The 13,255-nt window shown below is 73.4% G+C and carries 13 protein-coding genes and 1 pseudogene; 4 read left to right on the forward strand and 10 right to left on the reverse strand.

The annotated features are described in order from the left end of the window. Nucleotides 1-154 precede the first annotated feature (154 nt). From MY520_RS22000 to MY520_RS22010, 3 genes and pseudogenes are all read left to right on the forward strand, one after another. Complete coding sequence (locus MY520_RS22000) at nt 155-1,315, forward strand: CaiB/BaiF CoA transferase family protein (protein ID WP_436694739.1); 1,161 nt, start codon at nt 155-157, stop codon at nt 1,313-1,315. Nucleotides 1,316-1,437: 122 nt separating this feature from the next. Further along, nucleotides 1,438-1,827, forward strand: a pseudogene (locus MY520_RS22005) (MBL fold metallo-hydrolase); the annotation flags it as partial. Between the two features lie 55 nt (nt 1,828-1,882). Then, nucleotides 1,883-2,341 (forward strand): hypothetical protein, encoded by a 459-nt coding sequence (locus MY520_RS22010; protein WP_436694706.1) that lies wholly within the window; start codon nt 1,883-1,885, stop codon nt 2,339-2,341. Between the two features lie 23 nt (nt 2,342-2,364). Here MY520_RS22010 and MY520_RS22015 read toward each other — a convergent pair whose 3' ends face one another. The 7 genes from MY520_RS22015 to MY520_RS22045 form a co-directional block, all read right to left on the reverse strand. Further along, nucleotides 2,365-3,174 carry a mycofactocin-coupled SDR family oxidoreductase gene (locus tag MY520_RS22015; RefSeq protein ID WP_436694707.1) on the reverse strand — a complete coding sequence of 270 codons (810 nt, stop codon included), beginning with the start codon at nt 3,172-3,174 and terminating at the stop codon, nt 2,365-2,367. A gap of 22 nt (nt 3,175-3,196) precedes the next feature. Next, the gene (locus MY520_RS22020; RefSeq protein ID WP_436694708.1) at nt 3,197-4,372 is read right to left on the reverse strand and encodes an NAD(P)/FAD-dependent oxidoreductase; all 1,176 of its coding nucleotides are present in this window, start codon (nt 4,370-4,372) and stop codon (nt 3,197-3,199) included. Nucleotides 4,373-4,495: 123 nt separating this feature from the next. Then, nucleotides 4,496-5,674 carry an ABC transporter substrate-binding protein gene (locus MY520_RS22025; protein ID WP_436694709.1) on the reverse strand — a complete coding sequence of 393 codons (1,179 nt, stop codon included), beginning with the start codon at nt 5,672-5,674 and terminating at the stop codon, nt 4,496-4,498. A gap of 150 nt (nt 5,675-5,824) precedes the next feature. Further along, nucleotides 5,825-6,532, reverse strand: a complete 708-nt coding sequence (locus MY520_RS22030) for an ABC transporter ATP-binding protein (RefSeq protein ID WP_436694710.1) — start codon at nt 6,530-6,532, stop codon at nt 5,825-5,827. Next, complete coding sequence (locus tag MY520_RS22035) at nt 6,525-7,292, reverse strand: ABC transporter ATP-binding protein (protein ID WP_436694711.1); 768 nt, start codon at nt 7,290-7,292, stop codon at nt 6,525-6,527. Before MY520_RS22035 ends, MY520_RS22030 begins: the two co-directional genes overlap by 8 nt. After that, nucleotides 7,289-8,278 (reverse strand): branched-chain amino acid ABC transporter permease, encoded by a 990-nt coding sequence (locus tag MY520_RS22040; RefSeq protein ID WP_436694712.1) that lies wholly within the window; start codon nt 8,276-8,278, stop codon nt 7,289-7,291. The genes MY520_RS22035 and MY520_RS22040 overlap by 4 nt, the downstream gene beginning before the upstream one ends. Nucleotides 8,279-8,301: 23 nt before the next feature. After that, the gene (locus tag MY520_RS22045; RefSeq protein ID WP_436694713.1) at nt 8,302-9,153 is read right to left on the reverse strand and encodes a branched-chain amino acid ABC transporter permease; all 852 of its coding nucleotides are present in this window, start codon (nt 9,151-9,153) and stop codon (nt 8,302-8,304) included. Nucleotides 9,154-9,437: 284 nt separating this feature from the next. On the opposite strand from MY520_RS22045, the gene MY520_RS22050 reads away from it, so the two are divergent. Next, on the forward strand, nt 9,438-10,430 hold the full coding sequence (locus MY520_RS22050; protein WP_436694714.1) for an endonuclease/exonuclease/phosphatase family protein: 993 nt from the start codon (nt 9,438-9,440) through the stop codon (nt 10,428-10,430). Nucleotides 10,431-10,455: 25 nt separating this feature from the next. Here MY520_RS22050 and MY520_RS22055 read toward each other — a convergent pair whose 3' ends face one another. From MY520_RS22055 to MY520_RS22065, 3 genes are all read right to left on the reverse strand, one after another. Beyond that, nucleotides 10,456-10,914, reverse strand: a complete 459-nt coding sequence (locus MY520_RS22055) for a hypothetical protein (protein WP_436694715.1) — start codon at nt 10,912-10,914, stop codon at nt 10,456-10,458. 93 nt (nt 10,915-11,007) lie between these two features. Beyond that, entirely contained in the window at nt 11,008-12,024 is a 1,017-nt protein-coding gene (locus MY520_RS22060) for an aldo/keto reductase (RefSeq protein WP_436694716.1), read from the reverse strand. 57 nt (nt 12,025-12,081) lie between these two features. After that, on the reverse strand, nt 12,082-13,101 hold the full coding sequence (locus MY520_RS22065; RefSeq protein ID WP_436694717.1) for a zinc-binding dehydrogenase: 1,020 nt from the start codon (nt 13,099-13,101) through the stop codon (nt 12,082-12,084). Nucleotides 13,102-13,255 lie beyond the last annotated feature (154 nt).

Genomic DNA, 13,255 nt, shown 5'->3' on the forward strand with positions numbered 1-13,255 from the left:
GGCCGCATGACGTCGAGCGAGGCGCCGTCCCCGCATGGTGAACGGGTGTTGCGGCCATCACATCGACGGGTAACGTTATACACGTCGGGAGACCGATTGCATATAGTCGTCAAATGAGGAGGCGGTCCCACTGACCGGACCCGAGGGCGGCCCGCTGGCCGGGACGCGCGTGCTCGAACTGCCCGCACTGGGCCCCGTCCCCTTCGCCGCCATGCTCCTGGCCGATCTGGGCGCCGACGTCGTCCGGGTCGACCGGTGCGAGACGGTCGACGTCCCGACGGACAGCGCGCTCGACGCCGTCCTCACCGGTCGCGACGACCTCGGTCGCAGCCGCCGCCGGATCGCCGTGGACCTGCGCCGGCCCGAGGGCGCCGAGGTCGTCCTCGCCCTGGCGGAGCGCAGCGACGTGCTGCTCGAGGGCTTCCGGCCGGGGGTCGCCGAGCGGCTCGGAGTCGGGCCGACGACGGTCGGCGAGCGCAACGCCAGGCTGGTCTACGCGCGACTCACCGGGTGGGGGCAGGACGGACCGCTCGCCGGAGAGGTGGGCCACGACATCGGCTACCTCGCCGTGTCGGGCGCCCTGGACGGCATCGGCACGCAGGACACCGGGCCGGTCGCCCCGCTCGGCACGGTCGGCGACTACCCCGGCGGCGCGATGCTCGCCGTCATCGGGGTGCTGGCCGCTCTCGCCGAACGGTCCCGCTCCGGCCGCGGCCAGGTCGTCGACGCCGCGATCGTCGACGGCGTGCTGCTCACCGCGAGCGTCGACCGGTTCCTGCGCCTGCGCGACGGATGGGGTCCGCGCGGCACCAACGCCCTCGACGGCGGCAGCCACTTCTACCGCTGCTACCGGACCGCCGACGACCGCTGGGTCGCCTTCGGCGCCGTCGAGCCACGCTTCCACGACGAGATGCTGCGCTGCCTCGGGATCGACCCCGAACCGGTCGACCAGTACGACCGCGGCCGGTGGCCGGAGATGGCGTCGCGCGTGCAGGCCGTGGTGGGCACCGCGACCCGGGACGAGTGGGTGGACCGGCTCGCCGGCCGCGACGTCTGCTTCGCACCGGTGCTGACGCACGAGGAGGCCGCCGTCCACCCGCACCTGGTGGCCCGCGGGTCACTGCCGGCCGCCAGCGGGTCGCCGCAGGCGGCACCGGCACCGCGGCTGAGCCGCACCCCCGCACCTGCGCCGAGGCCGACACCTCCACCGGGGGCCCACACACGGGCTCTGCTGACCGAACTGGGGATGACCGCCGACCGGATCGCCGAGCTCGCCGGCGCCGGCGTGGTCCGCCAGGCGGCGGTGGCGGCGTGACGGCGCTCGCGACGCGGGGCAACTGGTCCGAGCCCCTGGTGGAGGAGGTGGCGGAGGGGGTCCACCGCATCCCGCTCCCCCTGCCCCTGGACGGGCTGCACGCGGTCAACGTGTACGCACTGGTGCAGGACGACGGGCTCACGCTCGTCGACGGAGGCTGGGCGCTGGAGGCGTCCCGCTCGCGGCTGGATCGGGCACTGGCCGCGCTCGGGGCCGGCGTCGGGGACGTCCGGCGGATGCTGGTCACCCACGCCCACCGCGACCACTACACGCAGGCGGTGGCCCTGCGCCGGGAGACCGGCGCACCGATCTCCCTGGGTGCCGGCGAGCGGGCCGTGCTCGACCTGCTGGCCGACCCGACACGACCCAACACGGGTCGCTGGCAGGTCCAGCTCGACGGGAACGGCGCCCCGGACCTCGCCGCGCGAGTGGCCGACCTGCTCGAGGAGACCGCCACCCAGGCCCAGTGGTGGGAGCAGCCCGACGTCTGGCTGGACGGCGAGGAGCTGCACGGGGTGGGCGACCGGACGCTGCGCGCGGTGGCCACGCCGGGACACGACCGGACACATGGTCTTCGTCGACGACGCCGCGGGGCTGCTGTTCGCCGGGGACCACGTGCTGCCGCACATCACGCCGTCCATCGGCTTCGAGGCCGCCGGCGGATCCCTGCCGCTCGGCGCCTACCTGCAGAGCCTCGCCGCGGTGCGGGCGATGCCGGACGCGCGGCTGCTACCGGCCCACGGTCCGGTGAGCGACAGCGTGCACGCGCGGGTGGACGAGCTCCTCGACCACCACCGCACCCGGCTGGACGACGTCGCGGCCGCGGTCTCGGCCGGCGCGTCGACGGGGGCGGAGGTCGCCGCCCGGCTGCGCTGGACCGGCCGGGGCCGGGCCCTGGACACGCTGGACCCGGTCAACCAGGTCCTCGCCGTCCTGGAGACGATCGCCCACCTCGACCTGCTCGAGGTCCGCGGCCGGCTGCGCGCCGAGACCGTCGACGGGGTGCGCCGCTTCAGCTGCGGCTGACGCGGCGCGTCCCGCCCGGGGGCTCAGCGGTTGGTGTTGCCGGCGTCGACCTTGAGTTCGGTGCCGGTGACGTAACGGGACTCGTCGGAAGCGAGGTACACGACCGCGTTGCTGACGTCGTCCGGCTCGACCCACTGCGTGGGCAGCGCGTTCATGAACACCGGACCCAGGCTCGGGTCGGTGCCGATCAGTTCGTCCAGCCGCTTGAGCCCGCCGGTCAGCGCCGTCCTCACCCCCGCCGGGTGGACCGTGTTCACCCGGATCGAGTGGCGCGCCAGTTCGTTGGCCATCGCCTTGGCGAGGCCGACGACGCCGTGCTTGGCCGCCGTGTAGGGCGCGAAGAACGGCGTGCCCTTGAGTGCCGACGTCGAGCCGACGGCGACGATCGACCCACCGCCCACGGCGATGAGGTGCGGAGCGGTCGCGGCGATCGTGTTCCAGGTGCCGGTCAGGGTCGTGTCGACGACCTCGGACCACACCTGCGGGGTGACCTCGTGCCAGGCGTGCAGCTTGCACACCGCGGCGTTGGCGACGACGACGTCGAGCCGGCCGAACTGCCCCACGGCCTCGTCGACGGCGGCGCGCAGCGCGTCCGCGTTCCGGATGTCGGCGGTCACCGGGAGCACCCGCCGGTCCTCGGCCTCGACCAGCCGGGCGGTCTCGGCCAGGTCCTCGACCGTCGCCATCGGGTAGTCGATCTCGGCATAGGCCCCCGGGACGTCGACGGCGATGACGTCGGCGCCCTCGCGGGCCAGGCGCACGGCGTGGTTGCGGCCCTGGCCGCGGCCGGCGCCGGTGATGAGCGCGACCTTGCCGGCCACTCGTCCACTCACGCTGGGGTCCTCTCTCCGATCGTCAGGTCGGCTGCGTCGCGAGCTCGCGCCGCTCGGAGACCACCGACCGGGCAGCCGCGGCGTCCCGGGGGCGGTCGACGGTCAGGACGGCGGTGACCGCACCGGCCGGGTCCAGCCACGTGACGGTGCGCCCGGGGCGACCGTCCTCGGGAGCCTCGACGGGCCGGTCGGCGGCACCGTGCGCGCCGACGTACTGCAGCTTGGCGCCGAACTGGTCGCTCCAGAAGTACGGCACGGGGTCGTGCACGGGCAGCGGGTCGCCCGGCGCGCCCAGCAGCGTGCCGGCGGCAGTCGTCCCCGCACTCCCGGCGTCCTCCCAGTGCTCCACGCGGACCCGCGCCCGAGCTCTCGGCGACCAGCGCGCGGCGACGTCGCCGGCCGCGACGACGCCGGGGACGACGACGCCCCCGGACGACGCCCGCAGGTGCTCGTCGACGGCCACCCCGCGGTCGAGGTCGAGCCCGCTGCCGGTCATCCACCCGGTGTCCGGGCGCACCCCAGTCGCGGTGACCACCACGTCGGCGGCGACGGCGCTGCCGTCGGTCAGCAGCACCCCACCGTCCTGGACCGCGGCGACGGAGACGCCGAGCCGGAGGTCGACGCCCGACCACCAGGGCAGGAAGGACGCGCCGACGTCGGCTCCCAGCGCACCGGCCAGCGGCGCCGGCCCGGCCTCCAGGCAGGTCACCGCACAGCCCCGGGCGAGCGCGGCCGTGGCCACCTCGGCGCCGATCCAGCTGGCGCCGACGACGAGCACACGGGCACCGGGCCGGAGGCGGTCGCGGAGCGCGAGCGCGTCGTCGGCGGTGCGCAGGGTCAGCTGCTCGCCGTCCCCCGGCAGGCGCACGGGGGCGGCGCCGGTGGCGACGAGGAGCCCGTCGAAGCCGATCTCACCGCGGAGCGTCCGGACGACCCGGCGACCGAGGTCCAGTCCGGTGACCTGCTCGCCCAGGTGCAGGTCCACGTCGAGCGCGCGCGGGTCGAAGCGCAGGGCGGTGTCGTCCCGCCGGCCGGCCAGCACGGCCTTGCTCAGCGGCGGCCGGTCGTAGGGCGCCCGCGCCTCGGCCCCGAGGACGACGAGCGACCCGGCGTACCCGCGGCGGCGCAACTGCCCGGCCGCCCGGACGGCTGCCAGGCCGGCGCCGGCCACGACGATCCGCGTCAGTTCGTCCAACACGTGGCACTCCTCTGCGTCGGCCAGGCCCTCACTCTACAGTACGGGCGTTCGAGTTGCCATGGTTGTACAGAGTTCTGCGACCCTCCCGGCGCCCGGGGCGAGAGCCGGGCGCCGGGGCAACGGTCAGGCGTCGGCGGCGACGAAGGCCCCCTCGCGCACCACCGTGAACGTCAGCGCGTCGGGCATGGGCATCCCGTCGTGGTCGTCGCCGGAGAAGGAGTAAGGCGCCAGCGCGGCACCCTCCACCTCGATGCCCGCGGTGAGCGCGTCGTTGATGGCCGGGCCGTCGGACTCGCCGGCCTGCTCGATCGCCGCGGCCAGCACACGCGCTGCGTCCCCGCCCGCCAGGTCGGCGAACCCGTAGGTCGGCGTGCCACCGGCAGCCTCCACGAGGGAGTAGAGCTCCTCCTGGCCCGCGGTGAGGCTGCTCGGGTTCAGCACGTTGACGGTGATCAGCCCGTCGGCCGCGGCCCCCGCGGCGTCGACGAGTGCCTGCTGGGACATCCCGATGCCGCCGTACATCGTCGTCTCGAGTCCGACGTCGGCCGCCGCGCGCAGGAAGCTGCTGGCCAGGCCGACCGACTGCAGCTGCAGGATGACGACATCGGGATCGGCGTCCCGCAGCCGGGTCGCCTGCGGCGTCACGTCCGTCGCGTCGATCGCGGCCGAGGCGATCTCGACGATCTCGACGCCGCCGCCCTCCTCCTCGGCCAGTTCCTGCAGCACGTTGGTGCCGTACTCGCCGTAGGCGTCGTCCTGGGTGAAGATCGCGATCCGCTGGTGGCCCTCCGCGACGACCCGGTCGAAGAGGGCGGGGATGGTCTCGCCGTCGTTGTTGGTGATCCGCCACGTCCAGTCGAGACCCTCGGCGTCGTCGGCGGTCACCGCGACCGCGGCGGCGATCGCCATGATCGGCATCTCCTGCGACGCCGCGACCGGGGCCAGCGCCAGAGTCGTGCTGCTGGTGACGGCACCGATGATCGCGACCACGCCCTCATCCGCGAGCTCCGTGGCGCCCTGGGCCGCCCGGGTCGGGTTCGTCTCGTCGTCGTAGACCACGAGTTCGACGTCCCTGCCGAGGACGCCGCCGTCGGCGTTGATGTCGTCGAACACAGCCTGCGCCGCGTCGCGCATGGGGATGCCGAACGCGGCGGCGGGACCGGTGAGCGAGGAGACCATGCCGATCCTGATCGGCTCGTCGCTGCCGCCGCCGGAGCCATCGTCGTCCCCTCCCCCGCAGGCGCTGAGGAGCAGGACCGGCACCGCAACCAGCAGTGCCGACGAGCGTCGGACCCTGAACATCCCGTACCTCCAGTAGACGGTGGTGCTCCCTCCGGGACGGCGTCCCGGCGTGGTCTGGTGCCGCACCCGCGTCCGGCAGCGGCCGGAGTGGAGGCGTGCGGCATCGCCCCGCGGCGAGCTGCTGCGCCGCGGGTGGTGTGGGTGCGGCGGTCAGCCGGCCATGAAGAGCTCGAACAGCGCGTCGGCGTCGCCGCGCAGCCGGCTGCCCGGGCCGATGTCGACCATCCGGCCGGCCGACATCACGCAGTAGCGGTCGGCGATCTCGGCGGCGAAGCCGACGTTCTGCTCGACGAGCAGGACCGCCAGGCCACGGTCCCGGAGCACCTCGAGGGCTGCCACGATGACGTCGTAGATGCGCGGCGCGAGGCCCTGCGTGGGCTCGTCCAGGACCAGCACCGTGGGGGCGGCGACGATCGCCCGGGCGATGGCCAGCATCTGCTGCTCCCCGCCGCTGAGCGTGCCGGCCGGCTGCGTCCAGCGGTTCCGCAGCACCGGGAAGAGCTCGAGCGCCGCATCGATCGACGACGCCCCCGACCGGTCCAGCATGCCGCCGAGCCGCAGGTTGTCGGCGACGGAGAGATCCGGGAACAGCCCCCGGTTCTCCGGCACCAGGGCGAGGCCTGCCCGGGCTCGCCGGAACGCCGGGAGGCGGTCGACCCGACGCCCGCCGACCGTGACCTCCCCACGTCCGGCGACCCGACCGGCGAGGCACTCGACGACGCTGGACTTCCCCGCCCCGTTCGGGCCGAGCAGCGCCAGCACCTCCCCCGGGGCGAGCTCCAGGTCGACGTCCCGGGCGACGGTGATCGAGCCGTACCGGGGCGACACCCCCCGGCACGACAGCGCGGCCTCAGTCATGTGCCCCGACCTTCCCGAGGTAGGTGTCGATGATCGTCTGGTCGGCGGCGACCTCCGCGGCGCTCCCCTGCATGAGCAGCCGGCCCTGGGCGAGCACGGTGACGCTGTCGCTCACCTCGCGGACGAAGCCGAAGTGGTGCTCGATCAGCAGCACCCCGATGCCGTCGTCGGCGAGCGAGCGGACCGTCCGCGCCAGGAGCTCCTGCGCGGCGTCGTCCACCCCGGCGGCCGGCTCGTCGAGCAGGACGTACCGCGGCCCCATGGCGACGGCACGGCCCACCTCGAGCAGCCGCAGCATCCACACCGGGACGTCGGCCGCCCGCCGGTGCCGCGCGTCCTCCAGCCCGAACTGTCGCAGGACCTGCTCGGTGCGCTCGCGGGCCTGCACCTCCCGCCGGCGCATCGCCGGCGTCCGGAGCAGGGTGGCGAGCAGGCCGGAGCCCGTGGTGGACCAGGCGCCGACGAGCACGTTCTCCCCGAGGGTGCGGTCCAGCTCGACCCGCGGAGTCTGGAACGTCCGGGCGATCCCACCCGCGGCCCGCCGGTGCGCCGGCACGCGCTCCTCCGCGGTCCCGTCGACGGTGATGCGCCCGGTCGTCGGCTGCACGTGCCCGGTGATGCAGTTGACCAGGGTGCTCTTCCCGGCGCCGTTGGGCCCGATCAGCGCGGTGACCTGGCCCTCGGGGACGCTCATCGTGACGTCGGTCAGCGCGTGGAGCCCGCCGAACCGGACGCTGACACCCTGGACCTCGATGCTCATGCCGGGCTCCCCGTGCGCGCGGCCGCGGCCTCGGACCGCTCCTGCACGACGGCCGGTCGCGCATCGTCCCCCGCCGCGCCCGACCGTCGGAGCCGCCGCCCGGCCGACCGCCAGTCCGAGCCGAGCACTCCGTTCGGGAAGAGCATCAGCGCGACGACGAGCAACGCGCCGTAGAAGACGCCGCGCAGCTCCGAAGCGGGCACCAGATCCAGGACCACCACGAGGACGGCGGTGCCGAGTACCGGCCCGAGGACCGTGCGCTTGCCCCCGATGATCACCATCATGACCACCTCGAGCGACAGCAGGACGGGGAAGGAGTCCGGCGCGAGGAAGCTGCGCGTGGAGGCGTAGAGCCAGCCGGCAGACCCGGCGATCGCGCCACCCAGCGCGAAGACCACCGACAGCCGGGTGGTGACGTCGATCCCGAGGCTCCGGGCGAGCGTCGTGTCCGTGGCCACCACGCGCAACGCCCGGCCCTGCTGCGAGTGCACCAGGTGCGACACGACCAGGACGGCCAGCACGAGCAGGACGGCGCCCGTGACGGCGGCGCCGGCCCGGTCGCTCATGAACTCCCAGGAGTCGATGCCCGCGATACCGATGAAGCCACCGGTCAGCTCACCGCCGGCCGCGATCGCGTGGCCGATCACCTCGGCGAGCAGCAGCGTCGCGACGGCGAGGGCCATGGTGGACAGCCGGACGATCACCCGGGCGAGCACGAAGGCGAGCACCGCCGGGACGACCAGCGCGGCCACCAGGCCGAGCCACAGCGGCAGCTCCCACTGCGTGGTCACGATCGCCGTCGCGTAGGCGCCGACGGCCGCGAAGGCGCCCTGTGCCACGGAGAGGATCCCCGCCTGCCCGTAGACGAGGCCGAGCGAGACCGCGACGAGACCGGTGGTGCAGACGACGAGCACCAGATCGAGGTCCGGGCGGCTCTGCCAGGTGAGGGCGAGGACGACCGCCAGCGCGAGGGCCAGCACCGCCACGGGACGGTGGGTACGGAATCGGGTCACGGCCGCTGCACCCCCACCCGCACGTCGAACCGGCCGCTGGCCAGGACGGCGACGATGAACAGGAGCGGGACGATCGGCACGACCGTCGCGGGCAGGTACCCCGCGCCGAGCGACTCGACGACCCCCAGGACCAGCCCACCGACGATCGCGGTGACCGGACCCCGCATCCCGAAGATGATCAGCGCGCCGAGGCCCAACAGCGCCAGCGGCAGACCGGCGTCGTAGGCGAGGCCCCGGCTGGCCACCAGGAGGAGCCCACCGAGGGCCCCCAGCAGGCCGGAGAGGACGAAGGCCGACAGCTGGACGAGGCGGACGGGGATGCCCATCAGCTCCGCGTCCCGCGGACTCGATGCGCAGGCACGCATCCACCGCCCGAGGGGCGTGCGCCGCAGGCCGAGGACGAGCAGGCCCCCGACGAGCAGGACGACCGCGAGGATGAGGACGCTGACCGGGCGGATCCGGAGGGGCCCGATCTCCCAGACGCCCTCGAGGAAGGGTACGAAGACGGGATCGAGACCGAACGCTGCCTGGCTGAGGGCGACGAGTGCGAAGAGGAGGCCCACGCTGGCCAGCACGGGCCCCATGTGGTCGCCCGACGGGCGACTGCGGAGGACCAGGAACACCACGCCCATGAGCCCGCCGGCGGCGGCCCCCAGAGCCAGCCCGGCCAGTGCTCCCCCGAGCCCGCCGACGGTCGCGCCGGTCAGCCCGCCGGCCACCGCGTAGCCGCCGATGGCCAGGTCCATGGTCCCGGTCGTGCTGAAGACCAGGCTCAGCGGCACGGCCATGAGTCCGTAGATCGCGCCGAGGGACAGCCCGATGACGAGGTACTCGACGAGGGTGGTCATCGGCGGCGTCGCCCCGTCGGGGCACTCGCGAGGGGTGGAGGGACACGGCGCATGGTCAGGGTCCTCTGCAGTGTGCTGTGCGTCACGCGGATGCGTGGCGACACACTACGATCAGAGATACTCAGGACACAAGAGTGTAGAGCTACATTGACAGCGACTCGACACTCGCTTCTGTAGAGCTTCAGGTCCACGGTCGCGTGCAGAGTCCGGTCGGAGCTCGGTGACGGAGCGGTGACGCGCTCTGGCCGAGGATGCCGACGCGCCGTGATCGGGGGTGGCTTGGGATGGACGTCAAGGTCGGCACCTTCAACGTGCTCAACCTGGCCCGGCCCGGCGAGCGCTACTACCCCGACGAGGCGCCGTACTCGGCCGCCGAGTACGAGAAGAAGGCGACGTGGATCGCGGGCCAGTTGGCGCTCATGAGGGCAGACGTGGTCGGCTTCCAGGAGGTGTTCCACGAGGAGGCCCTGCGCGACGTCTGCTCCCGGTCAGGTCAGTTCCCCGACGGCACCGTCGTGGCGCCGGGCGCCGACGGGGCCAGCGGTCCACGGCTCGGCCTGGCCAGCCGGCTGCCCACCGAGCCGGTCACGGCGATCACCGACTTCCCCGCCGGGATGGACGTGGCCGTGGACGGTCTCGCCCTGCCGGTCGGGACGTTCAGCCGTCCGGTCCTGCGCACCCGCGTGGTCCTCGACCCCGCGGAGGGCACGACGGCGACGTTCTTCGTCGTCCACCTGAAGTCCAAGCGCCCGATCCGCGACCCGCAGGCGCCCGAACACGACCCGCGCGAGGAGGCGCTGGGCAAGGCCCGGGCGCTGATCCGTCGCGCCGCCGAAGCGGCGGCCCTGCGCTTCCTCGTGCTCGAGGAGGTCACCGGGAACGCGCAACCCGCGATCGTCCTCGGCGATCTCAACGACGGCGCCCGCGCGGTCACGACGGACATCATCATGGGCGACTCGCCCTCACGGTTCTGGCCGCGCGATCCCGACGACCGGAAGGCCTACTGGGACCGGCTGCTCTACTCCGCCTACGAACTCACCGTTCGCCGGACCGGCCGCGATGTCAGCTACACGCACATCTTCAACGGGCACTACGACAATCTCGACCACATCCTCGTGACCCAGGAGTTCTACGAGCGCAATCCGCAACGCATCGCGGATGTGGTGGACCTGCGGTACTTCAACGACCACCTGTTCGACAGTCAGCTCAGCAACGACCGCCGCGATCGGATCGCCTCCGATCACGCGCAGATCGTCGCCGAGATCCGCCTGCGTTGAGCCCCGACCGGCGTCGACGGAGGCCTCACCCCACGCGCCATCCCTGCACCGACCCGTCGAGAGACGGCAGGTTCCGGGACCACGCCCGCGTGAGATGGCTCTCGATCGTGTACGGCCCGCTGAACGTGTCCGACTCGGCGTCGTGTTCGACCGCACCGGTGAGGACGAGGGTGGCCACGGAGTTGCCCTCGGCATCCCGGATCAGCGCGCCGCACGTCACCGCCGCGGTCCGTTCCCCCGTGGACGTCCAGGTGCCGAAGCCCGTGCCGACCAGCAGGTGCTCGGTCGAGACCGCCTGATCGGGTACCGGGTAGACCGGCGAGACCGACACGCTGGCGGTGCCGTCCGCGGCGAAGGCGGCGACCGCGTCGGCGAACAGGATGTTGATCAGCTCCCGCTCCAGCGCCGACGGCGGCTCACCGACCCGGACGTGGAGGAACCACGCGCCGACCAGGAAGGCCGCGCCGCCCTGTGGTCCGTTCATCCCGCACCTCCACCAGGACCGGATCTCCGGATCGCACCGCAGAGGCTGATCCTGCGGTCACGGCCGTCACCCGAACGTCACTGCCCCACTCCGTCAACGCCGACGTGCTGCCGGCGTGAGCTCATGGGCGCCGTAGCTGTTGTCGTCGGGGTTCACCGTGACGCCAGGGGCGACGAGCTCGTCGATGCGGTCGAGGACCTCCGTCGACAGCTCGATCCCGGCCGCCGGGAGGTAGGACTCGAGCTGTGCCATCGTCCGCGGGCCGACGATCGCCGACGTGACGCCCGGGTGGCGCAGGACGAACGCGATCGACATCTCGATGAGACTCATGCCCGCCAGCTCGGCGAGCCGCGCGAGTTCCTCGACGACGTCCAGCTTGCGTTGGTTCGCGGGGCTGGTCATGTCGAACCGGGCGCCGGGTCGAGCGCTGGACGCCGGCGTCGGGGCCGCGTCCTTCCGCCACCGGCCCGACAGCCAGCCGCCGGAGAGCGGGCTGTAGGTGAGCGTGCCCATGCCGTACCGCTGCGCGGTCGGCAGGACGTCCTCCTCGATGCCGCGGACGAGGATCGAGTACGGCGGCTGCTCGGTGACGAACCGCTCCAGCCGTCGCTCCCGGGACGCCCACTGCGCCTCCACGATCTGCGAGCCGGAGCAGGAGGACGACCCGAGGTAGCGGATCTTCCCCTGCCGGACCAGGTCGGTCAGCGCTCCGAGGGTCTCCTCGACGTCGGTGTCCGGGCTCGGCCGGTGCACCTGGTACAGGTCGATGTGGTCGGTGCGCAGCCGCCGCAGCGAGTCCTCGACCTCGCGGATGATCCACCGGCGGGAGGCTCCGCGGGAGTTCGGGTCCTCGCCCATCGGCATGAAGAACTTGGTGGCCAGGACGACGTCGTCGCGGCGGCCCTCCAGCGCCTCCCCGACGATCTCCTCGGAGACGCCGCCCGAGTACACGTCGGCGGTGTCCACGACGTTGATCCCGGCGTCGAGGGCGCGGTGGATGATCCGGACCGAGTCGGCACGGTCGTCGTTGCCCCACGGGCCGAACATCATCGCCCCCAGGCACAGGGGACTGACCTGCACGCCGGTGCGGCCGAGTGGACGGAGCTGCATGGCGGTACTTCCTTCTCGTCGTGGAGGCTACCCGCGCCCGGGCTCCTCGGTCTCCGGTCAGGGGCGGACGAGGACCTTGAGCGCGGTCCGCTCGTCCATGGCCCGGTAGCCCTCGGGGGTGTCGTCCAGACCGACCGTCCGGTCGAAGACGCGGCCGGGCTCGATGCGGCCGTCGAGCACCTCGGGCAGCAACTCCTCGATGTAGGAGCGCTGGGCGCCGGGCCCGCCGGTGAGCGTGAGGTTGCGGCCGAACAGACTGAAGCCGGCCGGCGCCTCGTCGTACTGCGGCACGCCCACCCGGCTGATCACGCCGCCGGCGCGGACCGCGCCGAGGGCCATCTCGTACGCCGAGCGGTGGCCGACGCACTCCAGGACGGCGGAGGTGCCCAGCCCCCCGGTCAGCTCGAGCACCTTCGCGATGCCCTCGTCTCCGCGCTCGGCGACGACGTCGGTGGCGCCGAACTCCCGGCCCAGGTCGGTACGGACCCGGTGGCGGCCCATGAGGACGATCTGCTCGGCGCCCAGCCGCTTGGCCGACAGCACCGCGAGGAGGCCGACCGCGCCGTCCCCGATGACCGTCACCGACGACCCCGGGCGGACCTGTCCCCGCACAGCCGCGTGGTGGCCGGTGATGAGGACGTCGGACAGCGTCAGCAGCGAGGGCAGCAGCGCCGCGTCCTCCCCCACCGGCACCGGGACCAGGGTGCCGTCGGCCAGCGGGACGCGGACCGCCTCGGCCTGCGCCGTCCGGAAGAAGCCGCCGTGCACGCAGGACGTGGTCAGGCCCTCGCGGCAGAACTCGCAGGTGTTGTCGAAGTACGCGAACGGCGCGATGACGAAGTCGCCGCGGCGGACCGTGGCGACGTCGGAACCGACCTCCTCGACGACGCCGATGAACTCGTGGCCCATCGTCGTGCCCTCGGGCGAGGCCGGCATGGAGTGGTAGGGGTGCAGGTCGCTGCCACAGACGCAGGTGCGGACCACGCGGACCACCGCGTCGGTCGGGGACTGCAGCGTCGCGTCGGCCAGGTTCTCCACCCGGACGTCGACGGCGCCGTACATGACTGTTGCTCGCACGTTCCCGTGCCTTCCTGTTGCGGTCGGTGGTCGACGGGATCCGCCGCGGGAGCGGCACCCGGTCCCGTCTCCGGTCCAGGGAAGCCCGGATGCCGTCAGCCAGGGAGAGCCTGTCGTTCCGGGTACTCGCAGTGCCTCCCTCGCGCCCGGATGA

This window comes from Geodermatophilus sp. CPCC 205506 (assembly GCF_051383635.1).
Classification (GTDB): domain Bacteria; phylum Actinomycetota; class Actinomycetes; order Mycobacteriales; family Geodermatophilaceae; genus Geodermatophilus.

Bases quoted from the DNA above. Each gene is read 5' to 3' on its own strand.
- MY520_RS22010 (WP_436694706.1), top strand. From the start codon at position 1,883: ATGGTCTTCGTCGACGACGCCGCGGGGCTGCTGTTCGCCGGGGACCAC.
- MY520_RS22025 (WP_436694709.1), bottom strand. From the start codon at position 5,674: ATGTTCAGGGTCCGACGCTCGTCGGCACTGCTGGTTGCGGTGCCGGTC.
- MY520_RS22030 (WP_436694710.1), bottom strand. From the start codon at position 6,532: ATGACTGAGGCCGCGCTGTCGTGCCGGGGGGTGTCGCCCCGGTACGGC.
- MY520_RS22035 (WP_436694711.1), bottom strand. From the start codon at position 7,292: ATGAGCATCGAGGTCCAGGGTGTCAGCGTCCGGTTCGGCGGGCTCCAC.
- MY520_RS22045 (WP_436694713.1), bottom strand. From the start codon at position 9,153: ATGACCACCCTCGTCGAGTACCTCGTCATCGGGCTGTCCCTCGGCGCG.
- MY520_RS22050 (WP_436694714.1), top strand. From the start codon at position 9,438: ATGGACGTCAAGGTCGGCACCTTCAACGTGCTCAACCTGGCCCGGCCC.
- MY520_RS22055 (WP_436694715.1), bottom strand. From the start codon at position 10,914: ATGAACGGACCACAGGGCGGCGCGGCCTTCCTGGTCGGCGCGTGGTTC.
- MY520_RS22060 (WP_436694716.1), bottom strand. From the start codon at position 12,024: ATGCAGCTCCGTCCACTCGGCCGCACCGGCGTGCAGGTCAGTCCCCTG.